Origin of the sequence: Paraburkholderia sp. Ac-20340 (assembly GCF_017104965.1) — a bacterium.
Lineage (GTDB): Bacteria > Pseudomonadota > Gammaproteobacteria > Burkholderiales > Burkholderiaceae > Paraburkholderia.
Genome location: NZ_JAAGPR010000007.1, coordinates 115,131 through 137,972 on the forward strand (window position 1 = coordinate 115,131; position 22,842 = coordinate 137,972).

22 protein-coding genes are annotated in these 22,842 nt (G+C 58.9%); 12 read left to right on the forward strand and 10 right to left on the reverse strand.

Going from position 1 to position 22,842, the window contains the following annotated elements:
* Positions 1 to 942: 942 nt before the first annotated feature.
* From G3N59_RS11680 to G3N59_RS11695, 4 genes are all read right to left on the reverse strand, one after another.
* Positions 943 to 1,350: a hypothetical protein gene (locus G3N59_RS11680; RefSeq protein WP_205982768.1), complete on the reverse strand. Its 408-nt coding sequence runs from the start codon at positions 1,348 to 1,350 to the stop codon at positions 943 to 945.
* Positions 1,351 to 1,619: 269 nt separating this feature from the next.
* Positions 1,620 to 2,063 carry a hypothetical protein gene (locus G3N59_RS11685; RefSeq protein WP_205982769.1) on the reverse strand — a complete coding sequence of 148 codons (444 nt, stop codon included), beginning with the start codon at positions 2,061 to 2,063 and terminating at the stop codon, positions 1,620 to 1,622.
* Positions 2,064 to 2,215: 152 nt separating this feature from the next.
* Positions 2,216 to 2,539 (reverse strand): hypothetical protein, encoded by a 324-nt coding sequence (locus G3N59_RS11690; protein ID WP_205982770.1) that lies wholly within the window; start codon positions 2,537 to 2,539, stop codon positions 2,216 to 2,218.
* Positions 2,540 to 3,097: 558 nt separating this feature from the next.
* Positions 3,098 to 3,523, reverse strand: a complete 426-nt coding sequence (locus G3N59_RS11695) for a hypothetical protein (RefSeq protein ID WP_205982771.1) — start codon at positions 3,521 to 3,523, stop codon at positions 3,098 to 3,100.
* 1,359 nt (positions 3,524 to 4,882) lie between these two features.
* Here G3N59_RS11695 and G3N59_RS11700 point away from each other — a divergent pair.
* Positions 4,883 to 5,983 carry a hypothetical protein gene (locus G3N59_RS11700; protein WP_205982772.1) on the forward strand — a complete coding sequence of 367 codons (1,101 nt, stop codon included), beginning with the start codon at positions 4,883 to 4,885 and terminating at the stop codon, positions 5,981 to 5,983.
* A gap of 662 nt (positions 5,984 to 6,645) precedes the next feature.
* Here G3N59_RS11700 and G3N59_RS11705 read toward each other — a convergent pair.
* On the reverse strand, positions 6,646 to 8,346 hold the full coding sequence (locus G3N59_RS11705) for a DUF4041 domain-containing protein (RefSeq protein WP_241023382.1): 1,701 nt from the start codon (positions 8,344 to 8,346) through the stop codon (positions 6,646 to 6,648).
* Between the two features lie 147 nt (positions 8,347 to 8,493).
* A complete protein-coding gene (locus G3N59_RS11710) occupies positions 8,494 to 9,213 on the reverse strand; it encodes a hypothetical protein (RefSeq protein WP_205982773.1) in 720 nt (239 codons plus the stop codon).
* A 586-nt stretch (positions 9,214 to 9,799) separates the two neighbouring features.
* Here G3N59_RS11710 and G3N59_RS11715 point away from each other — a divergent pair.
* The 4 genes from G3N59_RS11715 (at position 9,800) to folE (ending at position 13,404) form a co-directional block, all read left to right on the forward strand.
* The gene (locus tag G3N59_RS11715) at positions 9,800 to 10,366 is read left to right on the forward strand and encodes a hypothetical protein (protein ID WP_205982774.1); all 567 of its coding nucleotides are present in this window, start codon (positions 9,800 to 9,802) and stop codon (positions 10,364 to 10,366) included.
* Between the two features lie 641 nt (positions 10,367 to 11,007).
* Entirely contained in the window at positions 11,008 to 11,481 is a 474-nt protein-coding gene (locus G3N59_RS11725) for a hypothetical protein (protein WP_205982776.1), read from the forward strand.
* A 214-nt stretch (positions 11,482 to 11,695) separates the two neighbouring features.
* Positions 11,696 to 12,619, forward strand: a complete 924-nt coding sequence (locus G3N59_RS11730; protein ID WP_205982777.1) for a LysR family transcriptional regulator — start codon at positions 11,696 to 11,698, stop codon at positions 12,617 to 12,619.
* Between the two features lie 113 nt (positions 12,620 to 12,732).
* Positions 12,733 to 13,404 (forward strand): GTP cyclohydrolase I FolE, encoded by a 672-nt coding sequence (folE, locus tag G3N59_RS11735; protein WP_205982778.1) that lies wholly within the window; start codon positions 12,733 to 12,735, stop codon positions 13,402 to 13,404.
* A 105-nt stretch (positions 13,405 to 13,509) separates the two neighbouring features.
* Here the strand turns inward: folE and epsC are convergent, their stop codons facing one another.
* Together epsC and G3N59_RS11745 are read right to left on the reverse strand one after the other, a co-directional pair.
* A complete protein-coding gene (epsC, locus tag G3N59_RS11740) occupies positions 13,510 to 14,433 on the reverse strand; it encodes a serine O-acetyltransferase EpsC (RefSeq protein ID WP_205982779.1) in 924 nt (307 codons plus the stop codon).
* Positions 14,434 to 14,531: 98 nt separating this feature from the next.
* On the reverse strand, positions 14,532 to 14,765 hold the full coding sequence (locus G3N59_RS11745) for a hypothetical protein (protein ID WP_205982780.1): 234 nt from the start codon (positions 14,763 to 14,765) through the stop codon (positions 14,532 to 14,534).
* Between the two features lie 326 nt (positions 14,766 to 15,091).
* On the opposite strand from G3N59_RS11745, the gene G3N59_RS11750 reads away from it, so the two are divergent.
* The 3 genes from G3N59_RS11750 to G3N59_RS11760 all read left to right on the forward strand — a co-directional run bounded on the left by G3N59_RS11750 (position 15,092) and on the right by G3N59_RS11760 (position 16,793).
* A complete protein-coding gene (locus tag G3N59_RS11750) occupies positions 15,092 to 15,544 on the forward strand; it encodes a DUF3005 domain-containing protein (protein ID WP_205982781.1) in 453 nt (150 codons plus the stop codon).
* 234 nt (positions 15,545 to 15,778) lie between these two features.
* A complete protein-coding gene (locus G3N59_RS11755; protein WP_205982782.1) occupies positions 15,779 to 15,922 on the forward strand; it encodes a hypothetical protein in 144 nt (47 codons plus the stop codon).
* Positions 15,923 to 16,088: 166 nt separating this feature from the next.
* Complete coding sequence (locus G3N59_RS11760; RefSeq protein ID WP_205982783.1) at positions 16,089 to 16,793, forward strand: LuxR family transcriptional regulator; 705 nt, start codon at positions 16,089 to 16,091, stop codon at positions 16,791 to 16,793.
* On the opposite strand, the gene G3N59_RS11765 is transcribed toward G3N59_RS11760, so the two are convergent.
* Positions 16,777 to 17,103, reverse strand: a complete 327-nt coding sequence (locus G3N59_RS11765; protein ID WP_205982955.1) for an XRE family transcriptional regulator — start codon at positions 17,101 to 17,103, stop codon at positions 16,777 to 16,779. The two genes, G3N59_RS11760 and G3N59_RS11765, sit on opposite strands and share 17 nt — an antisense overlap.
* A 168-nt stretch (positions 17,104 to 17,271) precedes the next feature.
* Here G3N59_RS11765 and G3N59_RS11770 point away from each other — a divergent pair, with 168 nt between their 5' ends.
* Positions 17,272 to 17,862: an acyl-homoserine-lactone synthase gene (locus G3N59_RS11770; protein WP_205982784.1), complete on the forward strand. Its 591-nt coding sequence runs from the start codon at positions 17,272 to 17,274 to the stop codon at positions 17,860 to 17,862.
* Positions 17,863 to 18,029: 167 nt separating this feature from the next.
* Here the strand turns inward: G3N59_RS11770 and G3N59_RS11775 are convergent, their stop codons facing one another.
* Positions 18,030 to 19,604: an MFS transporter gene (locus G3N59_RS11775; RefSeq protein ID WP_205982956.1), complete on the reverse strand. Its 1,575-nt coding sequence runs from the start codon at positions 19,602 to 19,604 to the stop codon at positions 18,030 to 18,032.
* Between the two features lie 384 nt (positions 19,605 to 19,988).
* Here G3N59_RS11775 and G3N59_RS11780 point away from each other — a divergent pair, with 384 nt between their 5' ends.
* From G3N59_RS11780 to G3N59_RS11790, 3 genes are all read left to right on the forward strand, one after another.
* Positions 19,989 to 20,459 carry a universal stress protein gene (locus G3N59_RS11780; RefSeq protein ID WP_205982785.1) on the forward strand — a complete coding sequence of 157 codons (471 nt, stop codon included), beginning with the start codon at positions 19,989 to 19,991 and terminating at the stop codon, positions 20,457 to 20,459.
* Between the two features lie 174 nt (positions 20,460 to 20,633).
* Entirely contained in the window at positions 20,634 to 21,389 is a 756-nt protein-coding gene (locus tag G3N59_RS11785) for a helix-turn-helix domain-containing protein (protein ID WP_205982786.1), read from the forward strand.
* A 145-nt stretch (positions 21,390 to 21,534) separates the two neighbouring features.
* Positions 21,535 to 22,824 (forward strand): SUMF1/EgtB/PvdO family nonheme iron enzyme, encoded by a 1,290-nt coding sequence (locus G3N59_RS11790; protein WP_205982787.1) that lies wholly within the window; start codon positions 21,535 to 21,537, stop codon positions 22,822 to 22,824.
* Positions 22,825 to 22,842: the final 18 nt, after the last annotated feature.

Here is a 22,842-nt window from a genome sequence, read left to right on the forward strand (position 1 = left end):
GAACTCCGCGGTGACACAAATCCCCGAAAGGTAGATTCCTTACAATCCATACATCAAGCGCTTTAGCCAACTATGGGACGAGTATTTCCATTCAAAATAAGCGAATCAACTTCGCAACATAAGTTAATTGTGACGCGAGATGACGCAACGATACCGCAGCAAATTGCATACAGAGTTATATTGTTTGATTCGCTTAAATCATTCCACTTGGTCCTTCATCGCCGTCCCGTACACCGCAACAGAGGTCCGCTTTAGCAGGCGTCGCGTACTGAAAACTCTAAGACTTTGAAAGCCTTGAGAGTGCGCTGCAGAGAAAAACTCCGATTCCAAGTAAAATCAAGAGCCGTACTTCTCCTCCTGAAGTTTGTCAGCTTATTCATTTGAGCCAGCAACCTGATTCAACACGCACCACAAATATGACGCACATCGCCGCACCACCGGCGTCCAACCGCGTCAGTTTTTCTTGTTGAGCGAAATTGAGATTCGACACCCGCTCCGCAATACTTTAATGGCGTATCGAGGAGAGTGTCATGACCAATGTTCTGAGTCACTGGATTTTCATCGGAAGCAACGCGTACGACGAATACACGTTCGTTCCGTGGTTAGGCAAGAATGTTTATCGCAGAACAGTCGATTTAACGGCTATCTGCATCATATAAGCCGTCCCTGCAGCATTTAGACCAGAGGGATTTCAACCGTAATCACCTAGTCGAAACGGTTGCGCCAGTTTGTAGCCCTTCCAGAAACTGTATATGAGGTTACACGTAGACTGAGGAGTCCACTTGCCTAGTGTGGGGCGACCTAGCCAGAAAAACGGTTGTCGATTTTCCCTAAACAGGTGGAGTCCATCGCTGTGACTTACCGCTGCGACTCAGCTCCTGCGCGTTACCGAAGACGCACTAGAACGCCCATTCGCGAAGCAGGCATCTCGACGCGACACACTTATTCTTCGCTACCTGCGGCGTGAGCAGGGCAGCGTGTCATCATCCAGCCATTTGCGCTGGTCAGTGTTCCCCTGTTTCCGCATACCTCGCAAATCCGGCTGCTCATTGTCTCGGCCAGTTCAATCATGGCACGCTGCCGGGCATCTGCTCCGTCCGTATAGAAGCACAGGCGCCCGAATTTTTCCTTCACCTGCGCTGCGACCACCTGCGGTGCGCCTGCGGATTTGGTCGCGTACTGAAGGTTCAGGGCTAGCGCATCAAGTAAGTCGAACCAGCCATCACCACACTCGAATCCCCAGACCGGGAATGGACCTAGCACCGGGCCGAACGGGTCACGATGCCCCGGAGCAGCGCCAAAAATGAGCGGGTAGCGCTCGCGCAGGCTTTTCTGAAGTTCATCACGCATCTGTTCCTCTCTATCACTGGATTCCCATATGCAACCGGCGTATCGATGTGTTGGAATGCCTGCGCGATTCGTTCCCAAGGCACTTTGCCCGGCATGGCCGAATGCCGCCCGATGCACACTAGGGACATCGCGACGAAAAGTCGTGCGCGAGATACATACCTGCGTGCACGTGCACCGAGCTTTCTGTCGCCACTAGGGGATAGCAGTCGACCTCTCCGATGCCCGACTTCCGCGTCGGCAGACTGCCGAATTCAGCCGTGGCGCCGCTCTCAGCACCATGGATAGTAGATGAATCGATTCCGATTCTTCAGCTGCCGTTTGAAGTCCTTCGGCTCCGGTCCCAGTGGACGAACTTTCACAAGTTCTGGTGGAAGGTGGTAGACCGCCACACGAAAATGAATTTCTGCCTTTGTGTCGTACGGAAGAGGATTGGCGAAATCGAAGCGTGAGAAAATAACGAACAGCCTCATCCATTCACCCATCGGTGCGTCCTGTACCAACTCACCCACCTGGTCTGCTTCGCCCGCATCGAAGGGATACGTTATCTCAAAGCTTCCCACACCCGTCTCAACGCACAAACTGTACTCGTCCATTGCGAAAATGGCAGCGGCAATTGTCGCCGGATGCGTCGTGGCAAGCAGCCTGGTCTCGTCGCAAAGCAGTTCTCCGACCCAGACGCCGCGCGAGTTTGGGTAAAACTTCAGCTTTAACATTTGCCCACTCCTCCAGTTCCCGAGATGTTGCTCCGCGCGAGCGTTCAGCTCGCCTTACCGCAGAAACGTTGCCCCATGCGCCAAAGGAATGCCGGACCGTCGAAACGCGAGGCAGCCCCGGAAACTTCACCTGCCTTGAGTGCCCTCTCGAGTCAAGTTGCGTCCGCCTCAGCATCAGCAACGCGCAAAGCGATGCGGTACCGTTTGGCTCGGCGCGTTGATTGCAAGGGTGACTTGTCCGCAAGTGAACCGCGACGACTGACCAGCAAGAGGTATTTCTCCATTGACGGCATGGCAGGCGGCAGCCGTTGAAGTAGCTTCCTTAAGCGGTGACGGTCGAGCGACTTGTCCGCAAGTACCGCTGGAAAGTAGCGGTTGTTGCCAATCGGTACTGAGAACAGTTCGCCGCGCCGCTCCATGTCCTGCAAGCGGGCGTGCGAGAGACCGAATTTTCTTCGAAAGCGGTCTGAGGACAAAAGCTCTCCACGCTGAACTAGTCGGCGTCGCCTCAGGCGTACTTGCAGGTCCGAATTGCGCCACGCACCACGGCTCGATGTCATAACGTAGCCATGGCGGCAAGAATTTTGGGCACAACATCCACGGCACCGTCGCTAGGCAAATACCGGCCCCTCTCCGTGCCCCAGGCGTGAGGCGGCCTCTCTGTCGCCAGTGCATATTCATTCACTCTTCCGACCTCCTTCGTATGCCCCCCGCCTCTTGTTGTATGCGCGCCATCTCGCGCAGCACCTTAAGCCCAATTCTCCGGCGCCTTTGGCGATAGGCGTCGACTTTGGCTCGCAGCAAAAAATGGCGGCCGTGCCAGATGAGCACAGGCAGCAGGAGGCGTTTGCGAAACAGCTTGTTTCGAACATAGGACCGGCTAACGTGGAGCCGTCGCGCCGTTTCCGCCACGGACATGAGCTCGTAGTTGCTCGCTTCCCGCCACAGTGCTTTCGGTCTATCTCGCATCAGGCAGTCCCACGGCAAGCCTTCCGACCACAATCTGAGCCGACCACGATAACCTCAGGCGACTGTCATGTTGAGGCCAGCAACTTGCGGACAATGTTTATCACGTTGTCCTCCGGCAGATAGCAAATCGCTCCTGTGTCCCACCGCGGTTCGGTATTGGACAGCACGCTGGCGCTTGCTTGGCCGTTTTTTGCATACACGTCCAACCGCACCAACGGACCAGCGCCTTTTCGGCCGATGACCACCGTTAGCAGGCTGCTCTGCGGCAAAGGTGCGCTGTACCTCTTTTCGCAAAGGTCCAGTATTTTGTGCACCTCTTCCAGGGTGCTATAGGGCGGCCTGTCATACGCTCGGGCGCTGCCCTCAACGCTACATAGGTCCGTTAAGACGCTCAGGTCGCCGCTGTACTCGCCGTCGTATATTTCGATGACAAGCGCAGGGTTGCCGTCTTCGGCATGCGCGTCCCGGAACACCTTAGGCTTCGCTCGCATTCCCTCCTCCGCCGATTCCAGTCCGTTGACACCTACGAGAAGACAGAGACCGTTCTCGAGTGGATGCGTGCAGCAAGCCTGCACGCATCCGTCAGACTCACACTAGGTAGCGACGGAGCGACCTCAGCACTCCAGGCAGCAAGGGCCCTCAGAGCGTCCATGTCAGATAGTGCGTCTATATTTAGTAGTCCGACACATATTAGGTGCGCGTTTGGATGCGTATACTCGTTCACCTTAAGCCCCTTCGCCTCGGAAAGCTCGCAGCAGCAAAGATAGCTCGCGTCAAACGCGCACCGCACGCGTGTATGCGGCGAAACCTGCTTGCAGAAGGCATCACGAAGGCATGCCGCACTGAGCGCAATACGCGGCCGCTCCACTTCTGCTCGGGGCCGTCGCCCGCGAACCAGCCGGCCTATCAACAAGCCCAACGCCGCGGCGCCGACTAGTACCACTGCTATCAGTGTCAGTTCTGAGTGCATTTGGCTGACCGCACTATTGTCTTAGGCTTGTTGGTTGGACCCTGCTTGTGCGCAATCGCTGTTTGCCAGGTCGTCCGAACGATTACCACGTTCCAACATTCACCACGTAGCAGCGTTACGCTACGGCTGACCAAGTCACACCTCAGGGCTCTCTGCGCCACGGATGTATCGGTCTTGGCGGCAGTTCCTCGTCGCCAGCGAGCACCACAGATATCGCAGCCATGACAAGGTTCCATACGCTGCCGGCACGACGCTGGCACTCCTCTAGCTGACCGCCCCCAGTGGCTGCTCGCTACCGTTCTCGTACACACGAATTGCGTACGAAGCCCGTCGCCGCATGCTTTCCGCAGTTAGCCTCGGTTCAGCGACGCTCTGACGCCAATTCGCATCTACTGCAGCGCATCAGGCAATCCATGCTGCTGCACGCGTTTTCGCATCTCCTGCCTGCTCGTTATAACACAATAAAAGTAGGACGACGTCAACACTTTCAGAATCGATTTTCATCGCAGACACACGAGTTTTTCTAGGTATTTTTCCTGGTCACACACATATTTCTTGCTAGTTACTCCGTTTTTTAAATACCCTATTTTTGAGGAACAGCACTATGGTGCGAAGTATCTTTTCCCTGCGTGAAATTGGGGCCAATTCCACAATGCGCCACGTTCACTTCCGCAAGGCCACGCCAGCGGTACTGCATCACGGCGCGAGGCGGCGCTGGTTGCAGGTTGAAGCACGCGCCTTTGACATCCGCCCCAGTTGGTGCGCGAAGATATGTCGCACATAACATTCAGTTTCTTGCCGTCAATTGGCCCCACCGGCGCAGTCGAATCGACGAAGCAAAACACGCTTGCACTTGGGACCCGACAGAAAGGAGCAACCCATGTACGACACGCGCTGGTTTACGTTTTTCCCGCCCTCCGCCACTGAGATGAGACGCATCGCCGAAAGGCTGTGTCAAATAGCTCCCCGCGAACTGAGCGAAAGTCGCGCTCTTGACGTCACCGCTTTCGTCTTTGGCTACGAATCGTATGCGAACGTCCTCGAGTACCTTGCATTCGATTGGGGATACCCAGTCAAATGGGACCATGAGATTGACAAACCAACGATGTCGGACCGACTCAGGTTCCAAACAAACTCGCTAGCGAAGTGCCTTCGGGTCACGTCAAAGTGTGCACGCGGCATTCTCGACCAGTGGAAGCCGTCAAGTAGCACCGCAGCGACCGCAACGTATGGAATGCAAGCTCGAATGCACGAAGCGAAGCGAGAATTAGAGCGCCTCGGCGCCGGGCTCGACGCAGAGTACATGCAACGCCTCAGCGAGACCTTTCATCCCTACAAGCAGACTGTCGCCGAGACGATTGTGCAAGACACACGCCAAGACAGTACGTATGCTCTTCGCGCAAGACTTGAGGTCAATTCTGTTGCCACTTCGATTGCAAAGCTCTTCGTCCCGGTTGAGGTCGTCAGGCGCAGAGCGCGTGACCTGCGAAAGCTCATTCAAAAAGAAGGCTTCTGCCACGGACACGCCCTCGAGCTCATCGCGAAATTGTTCGGGTTTGACGGATACTCGCAACTGCACAGGAATGCTCCGATAGAACTGATGGGCAGAGAGACTCTCGCGTGGGACGAGAATCTGAGCGCCGACGAATTGGCCTCCAGATATAGCGTGCAGGCTGAGCTGCTTTCAAGGGTGCTAGAGCTCGACGGCAATGATGCGCGTTCGCTTCTCGAAGCATGGCGTCCGACTGCGATTTTGGATGCTTACGAAGAGCTACGGCGAGGTGCGCCCGAAGAAGTCGATTCGGGTGATTCGGAAGACGCGGTCAGAGAGAACACGTACGCGTCAACCAAACCTATTCCCAATGATTCGATTGGCAAGCGGCCAATCGTGACCATCAAGCGACACCGACATATTGTGCGTGTCGAAGATGGGGCCTCAGTCACGCCGCATCTGGCTGCGGAATCAAGGTCCCATGGCTAAGCGAGCGACATGCTGCACAGGGTGAGCTGACGAACAACTTGAGGTCCAAAATGGATGAACACTCGTTGGTCACTTATGAATGCTTCTGCTGCGACAAGCTGTTCAGCAAGCGGGTTTTCGAAATCTCAAGGGGTTGGGAACGTGTAATCTTCGGCCCGGGGTACCCCGAAATCGAGATACGGGGTTCACTGGGCATCGAATGCTACTGCTCAGAACTCTGTCTCGAAACGCGCCGGCACGACGTGATGTTGGATGAAGGCGTGCCTATAAAAAGGCCCGGCTTCGGTCCGATTGAAGCCTGTGCGAAGTGCGGTGGACTTGTCGACACGACTGAGTTTCACCTTACGTATATCGAACACGAGTACATTGTCGGCGTTGTCGCGCAAACGGTCCACACGAGATACCTAGCTGTCCTTTGCACTAGGTGCCGACGGTATGCCTAGTCGCAAATGACGGAATTCTGTGTCAAAGATGCTCGGACGGTCTGGCACTTTCGTGAGGCCAACGAGACGGAGGTCACGAAGTGCTCTGAATGTCCCCAATGTCGCCGCTGCGGGCTCAGCAAAATTGGAAGCTGTTTCCCGGATTGCCGTCTCTTGGTCGAAAGCTCCGTAGAACGCTGAGATAACCGTTTCCGGAGTCGGTGGCACCGCCGGCCAGCATCAAGCCGCAGCTTCGGCATCCATCGCACTACCTTCATCAACTTCCAGCGTCGCTTCATAAGCATTTTGCTGCCGGAACCACTTGTCTCGGAGCTCCGGGTCCGCCTCAATCTGACGCGCAATAGCAAGGCTCTCGCGATACTCTACAGCGGCCGCCATCATCGTCCACGACACGTTCAACCCCATATCTTCGACGGTGGCCCGCAAGTCCGCTAGCCCAACACGGAAGAACTCCTTGCGGGGATTGACCTTGTTGACCTGAGCCTCGAAGAATTTGCGATGCAGCGTGCGTTCAAGGTCGGGCGCGTTCTCCGACCAAATCATCGCGTGGACATCGAAGGAGAACGGCACACTCGCGTCGCCAAGCTCGCGAACACGGTCCATAGGTTCAAGGCGACGCGTCAGTCCAACCTTGTAGACATGCTCGCCGAACGAGCCGATGTTGGAAATGATGTAAACGTGACCTGCCTTCGTTTGCTGCGCCATCGATAGCGCTCGCTGGTTCTTTTCTTCAGCTTGGCGCAGCTTCTCGGCGAGTTCGGCCAGTTGGGCCTCAAACTGCGCCTTCTGCTCCTCCGTTGCCCGAGCAATCTGCCCTTGAGCCTTCTCCATCGCGCGGCGAATGAGGTCTTCCTCTTTCGCGGCGTCGCGCATGGCGCGTTCATACTCGCGGCGCGCCTTTTCCTCTTCGCGCATCTGCTCGCGAATCTGGCGCTGCTCCTCCTTTTCCCGCTCTCGAAGCTCGTGAGTGCGCACCGCCCAGACCAGCTCCTCAATGCGGGCGTCGATGTACTCCCTCAAAATCCGTGCGTTTCGGAATGCGGCGCCGTTGTGATTCACTAGCGCAGCGGCATCCTTGATTTCTTGCTGCAGTGTGCCGAAGTTGTCCACCCTGGCTCGCGACAAGATGGAATCCACCTTGCCGTTGAAAGCATCGACCACGAACCTGATGGCGGTCTCGCGACGGTTCCGTTCCGAGTAGTCGCACTCAGCGGCTCGGTTCTGCGTTGCCATCAACTTGGAATAATCACGCGCGACCTTGAGTTGCTTGCCCGCCTCCGTATGCGAATACGTCTCGGCAAGGTCATCAAGCAAGCTGTGGCTGGGAATCATGTACGAATCGCCATAACCTTCGACGACGTTTTTCATCGCGGCAATCGTTGCCGTCAAGCGGTCGGCGTCCTGTAGTGCTCGCAAAGCGTCGCCGCCAATCTCCTCCGCTCGAGCATTGGCATCATCGATAACCTTCGCTGCCTGCAAACTGGCGCGCGAAATCACCTGCTCTGCCTCGCTACGTTTGAGCTTCGCTTCGGCCGTCGCATCGGCCACAAGTCGCGTCGCCTCTTGCTCGGCGGCTGCAACCGAAGCAGCGGACTTGCTCTCAGCAAAGCCCATGAGTTGGGCTGCTTCAGCACGAATGCGGTCGGCTTCGAGCGCCGTGTCGCGAACATCGACAAACTTCGCGAGAGAGTCCCTATCTGCGGCGGCTGACCGCAGTTGTTCCTGCAAGGTGGCAATCGCGTGGGCATTCGTGGAGTCGCACTCCTCCTTTGCAGTTCGCAGGGCGTCGAACCGCGTTGCAAGGTCAGCACTCTCCTTCTTGCTTGCTGATAATGCCTTGGCAGCAATGGAATATCGCCATAGGATTACAGCGACAACGATGACAAGTATTGTTAGTGTTAAGGCCACGGTCTCTCTCAAGGTTCTGCGCGCCGCCCACCTGCTGGCAGCTTTGCGCGTCAAATTATTATTTTCTGTACCCGTTTGCTATCGCGCACGACTTCGACAAAAACAGCATTGAAGCGCGAAATGCGTTTCAGCCACGTGCTTTGTTCCCGATGGAAGCAGTCATGGACGCGCAAAGACGTACAAAATAGCGAATGCCAAGCACGCAGGTGCTAGTTGAACAAACGAGGCCAGCTTCGCGGAATTTCCATAGACTTGACGAAACCCAGCGTCACCGTTAAACGACGCCCAACGCAGCATCGCTCCAAAGCAAAGTAGCATCAACAAAATTGCGCCGGGGTGCGTGACTGGTAGGGTCGTTACAAGGTCTTCAACGCGAGCATCCCAGTGCTCACACAACCACCCCATGGCCCAGACCATCACACCAAGCCAGAATCCAAACGTTGCGGTAGTCACCACAAAATACAGCAGAGGTACTCTAGCAGCCTGAATACCCCAGTGGCGACAAACAGTCGACGCGGCCAGATGATAACCCCATCGAAGAATCGCGACCCCATAGATAAGACCTACGGTGAGCGCGAATAGGGTCTGCGAACCAGTGTTGACAATGTGCGCCATTTGACGAAATGCACTACCGTCTTTAGCGACAACCGAAGCCTGCTGAAAATATATCCACTGAAGGAGCTTGGAACCTCCACCTACCGCTAATGCTGCCCCAGCGAACGGCGTAGTCCATAACCCTTTGAGCTTCGTGTACGTTGGCTTTCCTGCGCCAACGAAACCAAGTGGTCGCATATACAGCGGCGCAAAAGCAAGGAACAAATAAAGGACATACTTTGAATTCTCGAATTCTTTAGATATGCCACCAACCGACAGTTTCATAGTTTTTGAGCTAGAACAACTTGCGCGTCTGCGCAGGCGATTTCAAGAAGATGTAATGCTGGCGCCCTCAAACGCGCCCTCGTTGCCCACTCAGTAACGGCAATTAGCCACTGGTCTTGAGGGCGACCTCTGTTTTTATGCAGTATGGATGAATCACTTTCGCTCGGACGCGCCACAGCGAGGCTGACACGGCGTGAGTGCTCGACAACGAGCCGAATAGAGAAACTCTTCTTCCAAAGGAACTGTGATGACAATAAAACTGCTTAATTCACAAAAGGAATTGGACGCTTGGTTGACGAAGCACGAATCGACGGGGTACCTGTTCACTCCGCGCGTTAGTCACCCTGCGAAGAGTCATGTTCATCTCGCTAATTGTTCGCACGCGCGCTGGAAATCTGGCCGCACAACTCGCCGATTTGGAGCAGTAACAGCGGAGGAACTGGTTAGCGATATGGGTGTACGAGGCTTCCTTCCAATGCATGGTTATGCATCCGTCTGTCGTTTATGTGAGCAAAGGGAACCCGGCCTGAGCGAGCGAGTACATCGAGCGTGTGCGCGCTGGCTTCAACCAGACAACAAGGAAGGTTTGGCAACCGTGATTTTGAGCACTGACGCGACCTCTGATGGTGAAGCCGTGCCTGAGTTCACGTCGGTACCGCGCACCCGCGATATCTTTAGACCGATTGCGGAGTTCGAGGGTGTGAAGTTACAGACGGTTGAAGCCAGCACCCGAATGGTCCATGTGGAGCACGGTGTCTTGACGAACTTGCTGGATGCGACAATCCGCAAGTACTTGCCTGAACACTGCGTAACTGAACAAAACGGCAACGTCGACATAGCTATCCGGCGCGATGGCAAAGTCCTCGCTATTTTTGAGTGCAAGTCGAACCCAGGCAACATCTCAGACGCGCTCTACAAGGGAATCGGGCAACTCTTCGTCTATCGCTGCCTCCTCAAGGTACCGCAAGCGAAGCTTGCCCTCGTTCTCCCGAATAAGCTCACCTCGGACAGGAAAACACACACTGAAATCATGGACGAGCTCGGCATCGAAGTTTTCTATGGTGACAGCGAGGGGAACTTCGAGTCGCCCAGAGGTTATTCACTCGGCGATTGGCTGGCAAACGTCGTGCTTGCGGGCACGGCCAAAGATTGATGTCAAATCGGCGGTTGTCCTCTAGCCGCTCGCGTGCATGCGCACGATTCGCGCGTTTCCGAAACCTAAGTCGCTGTAACCTAAAATTTTAGTTGCGAGCTAAAATTTTAGATGACGCTTGCAAAGTCTTTAGCTAACAATGAGCTCTATGCAGCCAATGACCTCGCGCGCCCTGTTTGCAGAAAGCGTCAATTTCCATCGGAAGCGCCTAGGCGCTACACAGGTGGAACTTAGCATCGCTGCCGGTCTCGGCAAGAACACCGTACCTAATCTAGAAACTAAGGCGTCAAATGTCCGCCTCGACACGGTCAACCGGCTTGCCGTCTCCTTAGGAGTCGACCCGTGCCTCTTGCTGTCCCGGCGGCAAGCCCAGCCGTCGGCTGGCTACAAGGAAAGGGACCTGGACGCATCGCTCGCCACGAATCTTTGCAAATTTCGTGGACAGCTCGGTTTGAAACAGGTCGAGGTCGCAGAAGCAGCCGGCCTGCCTCGGAAATACGTTTATAGGATTGAAAGCAGGAACGTTTCGATAACGTTGGACACGTTGGACGCGCTAGCCGGGGCAGTACAAGTCGAGGCCTGGCAGCTCCTCGCATGAGGTTTGTCGCGCATTCCGTGAGGCCACTGTACCTACACCGTGGATGTACGCTGAACACAACACCCCTAGCTTTCTGCACACCGCCCCGTCCACCTGCATCTGTGAGCAGTCGAGACTTGACCTGCTGTGCGCCTTGCTCGCCGATTCGTTATCAGACGTCGGCGTTGCTTCCAATGACCTCGGCATTGCCGACGAGAGTTATATGCGCTTGCGCCGCTCGCAGGACCGGCTGACGGTAGCTAGGGGCCTGCTCGCAAAGCAGGTGCGCATAGTGAGTTGCCCGCAAATGGGCGACATGCTGCGTGAGTCGATGGAGTCGCTAGCGATGCTGTGGCCACAGGAATATCCGGCAGGAGGGCTGGAATGGCTTCTGGTCGAGCGATGCTTGCAGGCTGACCGGTCGCCGGCCGCCTCGACAGCTCACGGCTGGTCCGCTATTGGGGAGCAGGTGGATTGCCGCCAGCAACTGGAGACAGTCGAGGAACCGAGACAAAAAATCGATACTCAATTCCGATAGCAATTAGCTATTAATTTGTGCACCGCACAACGATTTCCCTCGTTTCTGCAGACTTTCTTGTCTCCGAACGTGGGATTTCTGCTTGCTGCAGACTTTGTTGTGCGCTGATACCAATCCCCGCGCGGCTGTGCGCAGTTTCCCCAATATCGGAAATTCCGATTCATGCACTAAGGTTTATCCCGTTTCGACATAGTCCTGCCTGCCCCGCCTTCCGATGCACGACCTCGACCTGAACCTGATTCCCTACCTCGTGGCGATGGAGGAGACGCGCAACGTCAGCCGCGCGGCCGAGCGTCTGGGCGTGAGCCAGCCGCGTGTGAGCACCGCGCTGGGCAAGCTGCGCGAGTACTTCAATGATCCGCTTTTCGTGCGCACTTCGCGCGGTATGGAGCCCACTCCGCGCGCGCTTGGCCTGATTCCGGCGGCGCGCGATGCGCTGGTGCGGATCGAGAAAGGCATGCTCGAAGCGCAGGATTTCGATCCCGCCACCAGCACGCACACGTTTTCGATTGCGCTATCGGATGTCGGCGAGATCGTGTTTTTGCCGCGTCTTGTGCAGATGTTCGCGAAGCGCGCGCCGCACGCGAATCTGCGCTCGGTCTCGCTGCCGCCGAACCAGGTGGAACGCGGCCTGGAATCGGGCGACGTCGATCTGGCCGTCGGTTATTTCCCGGACCTGGGCGGCAATAACTTCTTCCAGCAGCGCCTCTTCACGCACCGCTTCATCTGCCTGATGCGCAGCGACCATCCGCTCGCCGGCAAGACGATGACGATGGAACAGTTTCTCGGCCTCGGTCACGCGGTCGTGCGCGCCGAAGGCCGCAGCCAGGAAATACTCGAGCACTATCTGGAGAAGAACCGCCTGCGCCGCCGCGCGGTGCTGGAAACGCCGCACTTCATGAGTCTGCCGTTCATCCTCACGCGCACCGATCTGATTGCGACGGTGCCGCACGCGATCGGCTTCGCCTATGTTTCCGAGCACGCGTCGATCACCCTGGTCGAGCCGCCGCTGCCCTTGCCGCGCTTCGATCTCAAGCAGCACTGGCATCGCAAGTATCACAACGCGCCGCGCGGCGAATGGCTGCGCAGCACGGTCGCCGAACTGTTCAACGATGCGATGGACGAATGGCCTAAATAAGGCGCGTTAAGGCGATCGCGCCGTGAAGCTGCGCGTGTGTGCGGGAATCGTGGAACAATGCGCCTTTCGTGGTCGACGTCGCAGCGGCGCGGCCACCTGACAGGAGCCGATGCATGAGCGACGAAAAGAACGCCGAAAAAGCGAAGAAACGGAAGTCGAAGTCCACTGTTACGACGGCGCCCGCCAGCGTCGAGCGTCCCTCGCGCGCGCAGGCCGAAGACGCCGTGCGCGTGCTGCTGCGCTGGGCCGGCGACGATCCCTCGCGTGAAGGTCTGCTCGATACGCCCGCGCGCGTCGTGCGCTCCTACGAAGAATTTTTCGCGGGCTACGAGCACGATCCGCGCGAGATCCTCTCGCGCACCTTCTCCGAAGTCGATGGCTACGACGAAATGATCGTGCTGAAGGACATCCGCTTCGAAAGCTACTGCGAACACCATATGGTGCCGATCATCGGCCGCGCGCACGTGGCCTATCTGCCCGAGCATCGCGTGGTGGGGATTTCGAAGCTCGCGCGCCTGGTCGACGCATTCGCCAAGCGTTTGCAGATCCAGGAAAAGATGACCGCGCAGATCGCCGATACGCTCAACGAAGTGCTTCAGCCCAAAGGCGTGGGCGTGATCCTCGAAGCGGCGCACCAGTGCATGTCCACGCGCGGCGTGCATAAGGCCGGCGTGACGATGGTGACCTCGCGCATGCTCGGCACCTTCCGCAGCGATCCTTCGACGCGCCGCGAATTCCTCTCCATCGTCGGCAATCCCGGCGTGATGAGTGTGCCGAATACGTGAACGCCGGCTGATTTTTCCGCGTTTTTCCGATCGGAAACTTCAAGACACGCGCGGGACTTCAAGACTGCAATGTCCCGCGCGACCCTTTAAAACAAGGGGTTTTCTTCAGGGCGCTTCGTTGCCGCGCTCGATCTCGCGGATCTTGCCCTGGCGCACGCTGCTGCCTGCCGGCACGCTATGCGTGAGCCACACATTCCCGCCAATCACCGAACCGCGCCCGATCGTCACGCGCCCGAGAATGGTCGCGCCCGCGTAGATCACCACATCGTCTTCGACAATCGGGTGACGCGCATTGCCCTTCACGAGCGTGCCGTCGAGATCGGCGGCGAAACTCTTCGCACCCAGCGTGACCGCCTGATAGACCCGCACGCGCTCGCCGATGATCGCCGTTTCGCCGATCACCACACCCGTACCGTGATCGATAAAGAAGCTCGAACCGATCTGCGCGCCTGGGTGAATGTCGATGCCGGTCGCCGAATGCGCGATCTCGTTGATGAAGCGCGCGAGCAAAGGCACGCCCAGACGATGCAGCGCATGCGCGAGCCGATGGTGCGTCATGGCCCAGACGCCCGGATAGCAGAGCAGAATTTCGGTGATGTGCTGCGCAGCGGGGTCGCCCGTGAACGCGGCCTGAATATCGCTGACGAGCAACGCCCGAATGTCCGGCAGTTGATGGCCGAATTCGCGCGCCACTGCGAAGGCACGTGCACGCAGGACATCGTCGCCGGCTTCGGCGTTTTCGGGCAGGAAGCGCAGCGCGCGGCGGATCTGCTCCGCCAGCAGGCGCAAGGTGCTTTCGAGCGTATGACCGACGTAGTAATCGACGCTTTCGTCGGTGAGATCGGGCGCGCCGTAGTGCGTGGGAAAGAGCGCGGCGCGCAGGCCCGCGACGATGTTGACCACGGCTTCGCGCGAAGGCAGTTCGCGGATACCCAGCGGATGGCGCGTGCGATGACGTTCTTCACGCGACGCGCGCAGATCGGCGACGATCTGTTCGAGGCCCCAGTCGGGGGAAGCGGCATTTGACATGGTGACGCGGCGGCGGCGAAGGTGCGCCGTCCAGGAGTGAATCGACCCCAGAGGTTACCGCTTTTTGGGAGAGTTCGCCGAAGCGCCCTTTGGGCGGCTCAGAGCGTCACGCTGCTCGCATCGATCCAGCGCACGGCCCAGTCGCGCGCGTGGGCGATGGCGTCGGCTTCGTCGGAAAAGCGCAGTTCGGCGGGAAAGAAACGGTTGGCCACCAGTTCGCCGTCGCTCGAGCGCGATATCACCACGTAGGGTTGATAAGCGCCGTCGCCGGTGCGTGCCGGTGCGCAATTGAGCAAATAGCCGCGATGCGTGAATGCAGCGTCGAAGTGCATGTGTCTCGTCCGCCCCTGCTTGCCTTGTCCGTTTTTGTAGGCGCGTGCAGGATCGTGCGGCAAAGCCACAGCGCGGCCCTTCGTTCGGGCCGTCTATCTAAAGCGCGCCAACTCGTTGAAAGAGGATCATACTCCCAGAAAATAAGGCGATCCAACGAAAAAAAACCGCGGCGGCTGGAAGCGTTTTCCTGGCGGCCGGGCTTGCTTTTCCGCCGGATATTGGGTTCGCAGCGGGTTTATGGCGGCGGCTCCGGAACGCCTCTTGCGCGACGTCGGCAATGAGGCTTTAACAGACACTTCTGCGTCTTTTCATGGAGGACGAAACCATGGCTCCTTCCGATGGCACCCGCCGCCCAGCCGACATGCCCGCCCCGACGGTCCGCCCGCATAGCGCCGAGTCGCATAACGACCGCACTCACGACAGCACCGTCGACACCGACGGCAAGAACCGCGAAGCCGCCCGGCTCGCGGGCGCCGGCGCGATCGGCCCGGACGAAGTGACCACGAGCAACGCATCGCTCGACGACAGCGTGCCCGAAAGCGGCGACGGCCTGGCCGGTTTCGACAGCCGCGGCCTCGCGCATCGCATGCCATTTTTCCCGCAGGCCGATTTCGAAGCCGTGGATCTGGGCATGAGCGCGCCAGCCACGCGCGAAGCATCCGAAGATCAATTTGCGGGCTCCAGCGACGTTCCACAGCGTCGCAGCCCAGGCCGCCTGCACTTCGCGATCAATCATCTGCGCCCGTCCCGCATCTTCGAACTGCATCGCAAGAATTGATGCGCCGCCGCAGCGCCGAGATTCGCGCCGCCCGCATGACGACGCCATTTCGTCATGCGGGTCTGTCGCATTTTTCACAGATTGGCGCGAATCGCCAAAAAGTTATGCGTTTTGAATAAAAAAATCGCCGCTGCACAAAAATGCATTCGGCGATTTTTGATGTCCGCGCAATTTAGCCAATTTGGGTTGCCGCGATTATTGCCAAATACGATTTAGCGATTTACGAAATCGGCAATGAAAGCGGAAATGCAATTCCGCCGCGTTTCGTTACTCGCGATTCCCGACCGCCCGGACGGGCTAAAACCGGCACTTTTGTTCAGCAACGGCCTGAAACCCGCCTGGGATTTTCCCGAAAGAAGGGGGAAATCCCTGGCGTAAAGCCTGAAGCCCTGCGGGATAAAGACGATCATTGCAGAATTTAGTGATAAATTGTTACATCATAAGAAGCGAGGCTAGCGAGGGCAGCAGCTCGCCCGTGTGACGCCTGCGGTCTGGCCCACCGCCGATGGAGAGTCTTGACGTGCCTCTACATTTCATTGAGCAGATGTCATCCGTACTGGATGCGCCCGAGGATTCGGCGTGGTTCGACGCGGTGTCTCAGCTCGCCAGTTCGTGGGGTTTCGGCCAGGTCATGCTGGCGATCCTGCCGCGTCCAGGTATGCGGCTCGAAGACGCGTTCATCCGGACGAACTATTCGAACGCCTGGCGACAAAGCTATAGCGACCACAACATGGCGTATTTCGATCCGACCGTCACGCATTGCGCGACGCGATCGTCGCCGCTGATCTGGTCGCCGGAACTGTTCGCCACCGAGCAGCAGCAATCGATGTATGAAGAAGCGCGCTCGCATGGCTTGCGCGCCGGCATTACCCTGCCGATCCATGGCCCGCGCCAGGAGGCGGGCATGCTGTGTTTCGTCAATGACGCGAGCCCATCGGACTCGTTCTGGCAGGACGTCAATCGTGCGCTGCCGAATCTGGTGCTGCTGCGGGATCTGGTGCTCGACACCAGTCAGCGACATCTGAACGACCACGCCCAGTCGCTGATCCCGAAACTCACGCCGCGCGAAAAGGAATGCCTCAAGTGGACTGCGCTCGGCAAGTCCACCTGGGAAATTTCGCACATTCTCAACTGCTCCGAAGCAGTCGTGAACTTCCACATGAAAAATATTCGAGGGAAGTTCGGCGTGAATTCACGGCGGGCGGCCGCCGTGATTGCTACCCAGATGGGTCTTATTGACCCGGGCTAAGCATCATCATCGACGACGGCAGTTCCGGGCGGCGTAGCACGCGCTCGGCGCGGCCCAGATCGCCGTCGGAAATCGTCTTGTTGAAGTAGAGCCCCAGCAGAATCGAGACCGGCGGCGGAATTTCCGCGCCCGATTCAAAACGGCTGCCACGCGACTGCGTAACGCCAAAGCGCGCCCAGAAGCGGCGCTGGCTTTCCTTCTTCTTTTTCCGATACGCGATGATCAGGACACGGTCGATTACCGACGACAGGTCCCCTGCATTGTGAAGGGAGTTCGTGCCCGCCTGCCATTGATTGTCCAGAAGTTCCATTTTGTATCTCGCTGTCAGATATGCCTGTTGAGTGACGCCGCCCAGCCATTCTCCAGAACTCCCCCTCCCTCCGCACCTACCTATCTGGATAGGTGTTTTTTTATATTCATAACGCATAGCTTTCGATCCATACCGCTGCCCCCTCCACACCAAAAAGGGAGAGTTGTCATGCAAGCTGCGATTCGGATCGGACTGCGTCAGGAATTCGACAACGAGGACATCAACGAAATGTACCGGCTGCGTGCGCGGGTTTTCCGCGACCGCATGGGTTGGGACATTCCCACCATCGCCGGGATGGAGATCGACGGGTACGACGCGCTCGGCCCGCACTACATGCTGATCCAGGACGGCGGCGGCAAAGTGAGGGGCTGCTGGCGCCTGATGCCCACCGAGGGCCCCAACATGCTGCGCGACACCTTCCCGCAGCTTCTACACGGCAAAGATGCGCCAACGGGGCGCAACATCTGGGAACTGAGCCGCTTCGCCATCGAATCGAGCAACGAACACGCCTTCGGTTTCGCCGATGTGACGATGCGCGCGATCCATTCGCTGGTCTGGTTTGCCGACCGTATGGCGATTTCCCGCTACGTCACCGTGACGACCACGCCGATCGAGCGCATGCTGCGCCGCACCGGCATTGAGGTCAGCCGTCTGGGCGCACCGGTGCGCATTGGCGTGGAGAATGCGGTGGCGCTGGAAATTGCCGTCAGCACGCAAACGCGTAATGCGCTGTTCGGCCAGATGGCGGACGCTGCTTGATCCCGCTGGGCAGAGAAGGTTCGAATCGACCCTGTTTCCGGCAGGCGGTCCGTGGCACCCCGTCAAGCGAGTTTACGCTTTTGTCTGACGAATTGTGCCAAAGGTGGCAGAAACCACCGCAGCGGACGGACCGCCCGCCCCGGATTCGGGTGAGATAAAAACCACACTCAGTCAGATTTAGCAGGATTGATTGCGGAATCTTTCTCGGAATCTTTTGCTGGATTAGCAGGCGCTGCGGCGCGGCTGAAGCGGATATGCGAGATGCGGCGCACGCACAGCGCCGCAACGAGCGCCGCCAGACCGGTCAGGCCGATACCCAGATGAATGGCGTCGACCAGCACGTGCCGCACCGCCTCGATCAGCGCCGCGCCGTCGAGCCCTGCCGCTTTCATATGGAGCGTCAGGCCGTCGCGCAGCGCCGGATCGATCAGCACGCGCGGATCGGACAGCTGCGGCTGCCAGCGCGCCGCACCCGGCGCACCCAGCACGGCAAGCGCGTCGCCGATGCCAGCCGCATAGCGATGGTTCACGATCGTCGCCACGATGCTGGTGCCGAGCATGCCGCCCACCATGCGCGTCGATTGCAGCAGCGCGGTGGTAATGCCGAAGCGCTCGCGCCCGGCAATTTCCTGCCCGAAAATATTGAGATTGTTCAGGATGAAGCCGAGCCCGATACCGACTGCGGCCATCGACAGTTCGAGCCATATATAAGAGGTGTCGCGCGTGGTGAACGCGAGGCCAACCGACGCCGCCACCAGCAGGCCGAAGCCGACGCTCAGAATGGCGGTCGGCTTTTTCAGGTGAATCACGATGCGCGTGTTGACGAGACTGCCGAGCGCAATGCACGCAGCAATCGGTGTCGCCAGCAGACCGGCCTGCTGCGGCGAAAGGCCAAAACCGCCCTGCAGCAGCAGCGGCGCGAAGAAAATCAGCGAAAACATCACGAAACCGGACAGCGTCGACAAGGTAAACAGCGTGACGAGCTGCGGATCGCGAAACAGATCGAGCGGGATGATCGGATGCGTGGCGCGCCGCTCGCAGATCAGCAAAGCCGCCGCGCCAATCGCCACGAGTACGATCAGCACCAGATTGGCGGTCGTGAGGCCATCCTTCGGCACGGCCTCAATGACGGTCTGAAATCCGCCCAGCACGAGCGCGACCAGCACCGCGCCAGTCCAGTCGATGCGAATCTCGCCTGTGCGCGCGGGACGATACGCCGGCAGATGCGCCCAGATGAAGTACAGCGCCAGCGCGCCCACCGGCAGGTTGACCATGAAGGTCGAACGCCAGCCGAAGTGCTCGGAAAGCCAGCCGCCCAGCGACGGCCCCGCCGCCGTGCCGATCCCGTAAGCCGCCGCCATGACCACCTGCCAGCGCACGCGCGCACGCGGATCGGGAAACAGATCGGGGATAGAGGCGAACGCGGTGCCGACCATCATGCCGCCGCCCACGCCCTGCAAGGCGCGCGCCGCCGCCAGAAAACGCATATCGGTCGCCAGACCGCACAGCACGGACGCCACCGTGAACACGATCACGGCCGCCAGCACGAAACGCTTGCGGCCAAAATAATCGCCGAGCCGGCCGAACACCGGCACGGTCACGACCGACGCCAGCAGATAGGCGCTCGCAATCCACGCGTAATACTCAAAGCCGTGCAATTCGGCGACGATCGACGGGAGCGCGGTACTGACGACGGTCTGATCGAGCGCGACCAGCATATTGACGAGGCCGATGCCGAGCATGGCCAGCAGCGCGTCGCGAAACGGCAAGGGGGAATGGGTAGAAGTCACGGATCGGGATGCTGCGGCGCGGGAGTGCCGCGGGTATGCGAAAGAGACGCAACGATAACGGTCAGGCGAGAGCGGCGCAACCCGACGAAATGCCATGACCCGGCAGCGCGCCGGAATCGCGCCTCGGCGGCGCCTCAGCTTATCCTGACAGACGCTGCCTGTGGCCTGCCGACGCCGACCTCTTGATCTCCTTCATCCGCCTTCCACATTTCATACAGCGGCGCTGCATCTTTTTAGCCGATCCATTAAGCTCAAAAGAAATCGATACAGACCGCGCACGCCTGTTGGCGCAAGGCCAGGCGGCGCGCATCCCCGTTCAACTCACGCGGAGGTTCCATGTACAAACGCATTCTGGTCGCGGTCGACGGTAGCGCTACGTCGCGCCGCGCATTCGAAGCCGCACTCGATCTGGCGAAAGCGATGGGCTCGATCCTGCAGCCGTTTTACGTGATCGAAAACACGCCGATGTATTTCGACGCACCCGGTTACGACCCGTCGATCCTGCGCAACCAGATGATCGCCCAGGGCAACGAGCTGGCCGAAGACATGAACAAGGCGATGAGCGCGCACGGCGTGCAAGGCGGCATGGTGACGGGCGAGGCTTCATCGCTCGACGACGTGCCCACGCTCGTGCTCGACGCCGCGAAAGCGCAAGGCGCGGATCTGATCGTGATGGGCACGCATGGACGGCGCGGTTTCCAGCGTCTGATCCTGGGCAGCGTGGCCGAGCGTTGCGTGCGTCAGTCGACCCTGCCCGTCCTGCTGATCCCGAGCGCCGCCGGAACGCCCGAAACGGACGCGGAATAAAAAGATAAGCGGTCGAATCGCACCTTTCTGCAACCTCTTGCGCTTGGTCATTTTCCGCGAAAGCGGCTTCTGACAAGGCGCAAGCGCCGGCATCTCAAAAGCGCGGCGTTTTGTCGCCTTTTTAAGATTTGTTCGCGGTCAAGAATGCTCCGAAACCGATCAAAGGAGCAAGACATGCTGACCTCGACCGTCGTCAATCACACCACCGTGCGCCGCGCCAGCCGTACGCCTGCAGCCAGCCCGCGCACCACGGCGCGCTGCTCGAGCTGCGCGATGCGTCATCTCTGCATGCCTCAAGGTCTGGCGCTCGACGATCTCCCCAAACTCGAAGCACTGATTTGCAACGCGCGCAGCGTGCGCCGCGGCGAAGCGCTGTATCGCGCGGGCGACCCGTTCGACACGCTGTACGCCGTGCGCTCCGGTTCGCTCAAGACCGTCATGGCGCACCGCGACGGCCGTGAACAGGTCACGGGCCTGCGCCTCGCCGGCGACCCGCTGGGGATCGACGGCATCAGCACCGATCATCACAACTGGAGCGCCGTGGCGCTCGAAGACAGCTCCGTGTGCATCATTCCCTACTCGGCGCTCAAGCATATGTGCCGCGAAACCGGCGCGATGCAGGACCGTCTGCACCGCCTCATGAGCGACCAGCTGATCCGCGAATCGTCGCAGATGATGGTGCTCGGCTCGCTGTCCGCCGACGAACGCGTGGCCGCCTTCCTGCTCGACGTGTCCGAACGCAACGGCCTGCGTGGCTATTCGCATGCGGAATTCAATCTGCGCATGACGCGTGAAGATATGGGCAGCTATCTTGGCATGACGCTCGAAACGGTCAGCCGTACCCTGTCAAGATTTCAAAAGCGCGGTTTGATCGATGCGCAGGGCAAACTTATCCGCATCATCGACCTCGAAGGTCTAAAGCACCTCTAAAGCCCAGACAGGCGGTTTTTCGGGGCGCGCCGCCCTGGCTCCGGCCGGGCGGCGCGTCCGTTATAGCGTCTGACAGCGCGTTGGCACAACTCCTGCGCAGCGGTTACAGTCTCAAAAACCCGCTCAAGTCAGGAGACTCGCCGCAATGCAGCTCCCGCTCACGCCTACGCTCGCCGCCCGGCTCGCCGAAGCCCGCGCCGCCAGCGACGCCCTGTTCGATATCGTCAAGCCCGAATTCCTCTACGAGCGCCCGATTCGCGAGCGCCACCGGATCGTTTTCTATATCGGCCATCTCGAAGCGTTCGATCGCAATCTGTTCGATCAGCGCCTGTTCCATCTGCCGTCCGCCGATGCGCGCCTCGACCAGTTGTTCGCCTTCGGCATCGATCCCGTCGATGGCGGTTTTCCCACCGATACGCCCGCAGACTGGCCGCGTCTGAACGAGGTACGCGAGTATGCACGCGACGCGCGTGCGCGCATCGACGCGCAGATCGCCGCGCTCGATCTGCCGCATGACGCGCCGCAGCACGACACGCCAGCCCAATTGCTCAACGTGGCGATCGAGCATCGGCTGATGCACGTCGAGACGTTGGCTTACATGCTCCACCAGCTGCCGTTCGCCTACAAACAAATGCCGGCTGACGCGCGCGAATTCGCCGATCATCTTTATTCCGCAGCGCCGGCGATGGTGAACGTGCCCGCCGGGCGCACCGAACTCGGCATGACGCGCGAGCGCGGCGTCTTTGGCTGGGATAACGAATTCGGCGAGCAGCAGGTGGAAGTGCCGGCGTTCGAGATCGATCGCTATATGGTGTCGAACGGCGCCTTCCTCGAATTCATCGACGATGGCGGATATCGGCGCAAGGCGTTGTGGGACGACGCCAACTGGGCGTGGAAGGAAGCGGAGGGCATCGAGCATCCGGTGTTCTGGCTGCGCGACGATGCGCACGATAGCGCCAGCGGCTGGCGTCAGCGCACGATGTTCGAGGATGTGCCGCTGCCGCTGTGCTGGCCTGTTTATGTCAGTCACGCCGAAGCGGCGGCCTATGCGCGGTGGCGCGGAGCGAGTTTGCCGAGCGAAGCGCAGTGGCAGCGCGCCGCGCATGGCGCACTGCCCTGCGCGACCGATAACTTCGATTTCCGCAACTGGAACCCTGTCGCCGTGGACGCAACGCCCGATAGCGCGAGCACTTGGGGCGTCGAAGGACTCTACGGCAACGGCTGGGAATGGACGTCGACGGTGTTCGGGCCGCTGCCGGGCTTCGAAGCGTTTCCGTTCTACGAAGGTTATTCGGCGAACTTCTTCGACGGTCAACATTACGCCATGAAAGGCGGTTCGTCGCGCACCGCCGCGTGCATGCTCAGGTCCACCTTCCGCAACTGGTTTCAACCGAGATACCAATACGTTTATGCAGGGTTTCGGTGTGTGAAGTGATGTGTTGAATAAGGCATA

What these genes read in the sequence shown, in the direction of transcription:
- G3N59_RS11695 (WP_205982771.1), bottom strand. Translation starts at nt 3,523, where the DNA reads ATGCGAGCGAAGCCTAAGGTGTTCCGGGACGCGCATGCCGAAGACGGC.
- G3N59_RS11725 (WP_205982776.1), top strand. Translation starts at nt 11,008, where the DNA reads ATGTACGCTGAACACAACACCCCTAGCTTTCTGCACACCGCCCCGTCC.
- G3N59_RS11700 (WP_205982772.1), top strand. Translation starts at nt 4,883, where the DNA reads ATGTACGACACGCGCTGGTTTACGTTTTTCCCGCCCTCCGCCACTGAG.
- G3N59_RS11770 (WP_205982784.1), top strand. Translation starts at nt 17,272, where the DNA reads ATGCAAGCTGCGATTCGGATCGGACTGCGTCAGGAATTCGACAACGAG.
- G3N59_RS11785 (WP_205982786.1), top strand. Translation starts at nt 20,634, where the DNA reads ATGCTGACCTCGACCGTCGTCAATCACACCACCGTGCGCCGCGCCAGC.
- G3N59_RS11710 (WP_205982773.1), bottom strand. Translation starts at nt 9,213, where the DNA reads ATGAAACTGTCGGTTGGTGGCATATCTAAAGAATTCGAGAATTCAAAG.
- G3N59_RS11765 (WP_205982955.1), bottom strand. Translation starts at nt 17,103, where the DNA reads ATGGAACTTCTGGACAATCAATGGCAGGCGGGCACGAACTCCCTTCAC.
- G3N59_RS11685 (WP_205982769.1), bottom strand. Translation starts at nt 2,063, where the DNA reads ATGTTAAAGCTGAAGTTTTACCCAAACTCGCGCGGCGTCTGGGTCGGA.
- folE (WP_205982778.1), top strand. Translation starts at nt 12,733, where the DNA reads ATGAGCGACGAAAAGAACGCCGAAAAAGCGAAGAAACGGAAGTCGAAG.
- G3N59_RS11750 (WP_205982781.1), top strand. Translation starts at nt 15,092, where the DNA reads ATGGCTCCTTCCGATGGCACCCGCCGCCCAGCCGACATGCCCGCCCCG.
- G3N59_RS11775 (WP_205982956.1), bottom strand. Translation starts at nt 19,604, where the DNA reads ATGCTCGGCATCGGCCTCGTCAATATGCTGGTCGCGCTCGATCAGACC.
- G3N59_RS11780 (WP_205982785.1), top strand. Translation starts at nt 19,989, where the DNA reads ATGTACAAACGCATTCTGGTCGCGGTCGACGGTAGCGCTACGTCGCGC.
- G3N59_RS11680 (WP_205982768.1), bottom strand. Translation starts at nt 1,350, where the DNA reads ATGCGTGATGAACTTCAGAAAAGCCTGCGCGAGCGCTACCCGCTCATT.
- G3N59_RS11790 (WP_205982787.1), top strand. Translation starts at nt 21,535, where the DNA reads ATGCAGCTCCCGCTCACGCCTACGCTCGCCGCCCGGCTCGCCGAAGCC.
- G3N59_RS11755 (WP_205982782.1), top strand. Translation starts at nt 15,779, where the DNA reads ATGAAAGCGGAAATGCAATTCCGCCGCGTTTCGTTACTCGCGATTCCC.
- G3N59_RS11760 (WP_205982783.1), top strand. Translation starts at nt 16,089, where the DNA reads ATGTCATCCGTACTGGATGCGCCCGAGGATTCGGCGTGGTTCGACGCG.
- epsC (WP_205982779.1), bottom strand. Translation starts at nt 14,433, where the DNA reads ATGTCAAATGCCGCTTCCCCCGACTGGGGCCTCGAACAGATCGTCGCC.
- G3N59_RS11730 (WP_205982777.1), top strand. Translation starts at nt 11,696, where the DNA reads ATGCACGACCTCGACCTGAACCTGATTCCCTACCTCGTGGCGATGGAG.
- G3N59_RS11745 (WP_205982780.1), bottom strand. Translation starts at nt 14,765, where the DNA reads ATGCACTTCGACGCTGCATTCACGCATCGCGGCTATTTGCTCAATTGC.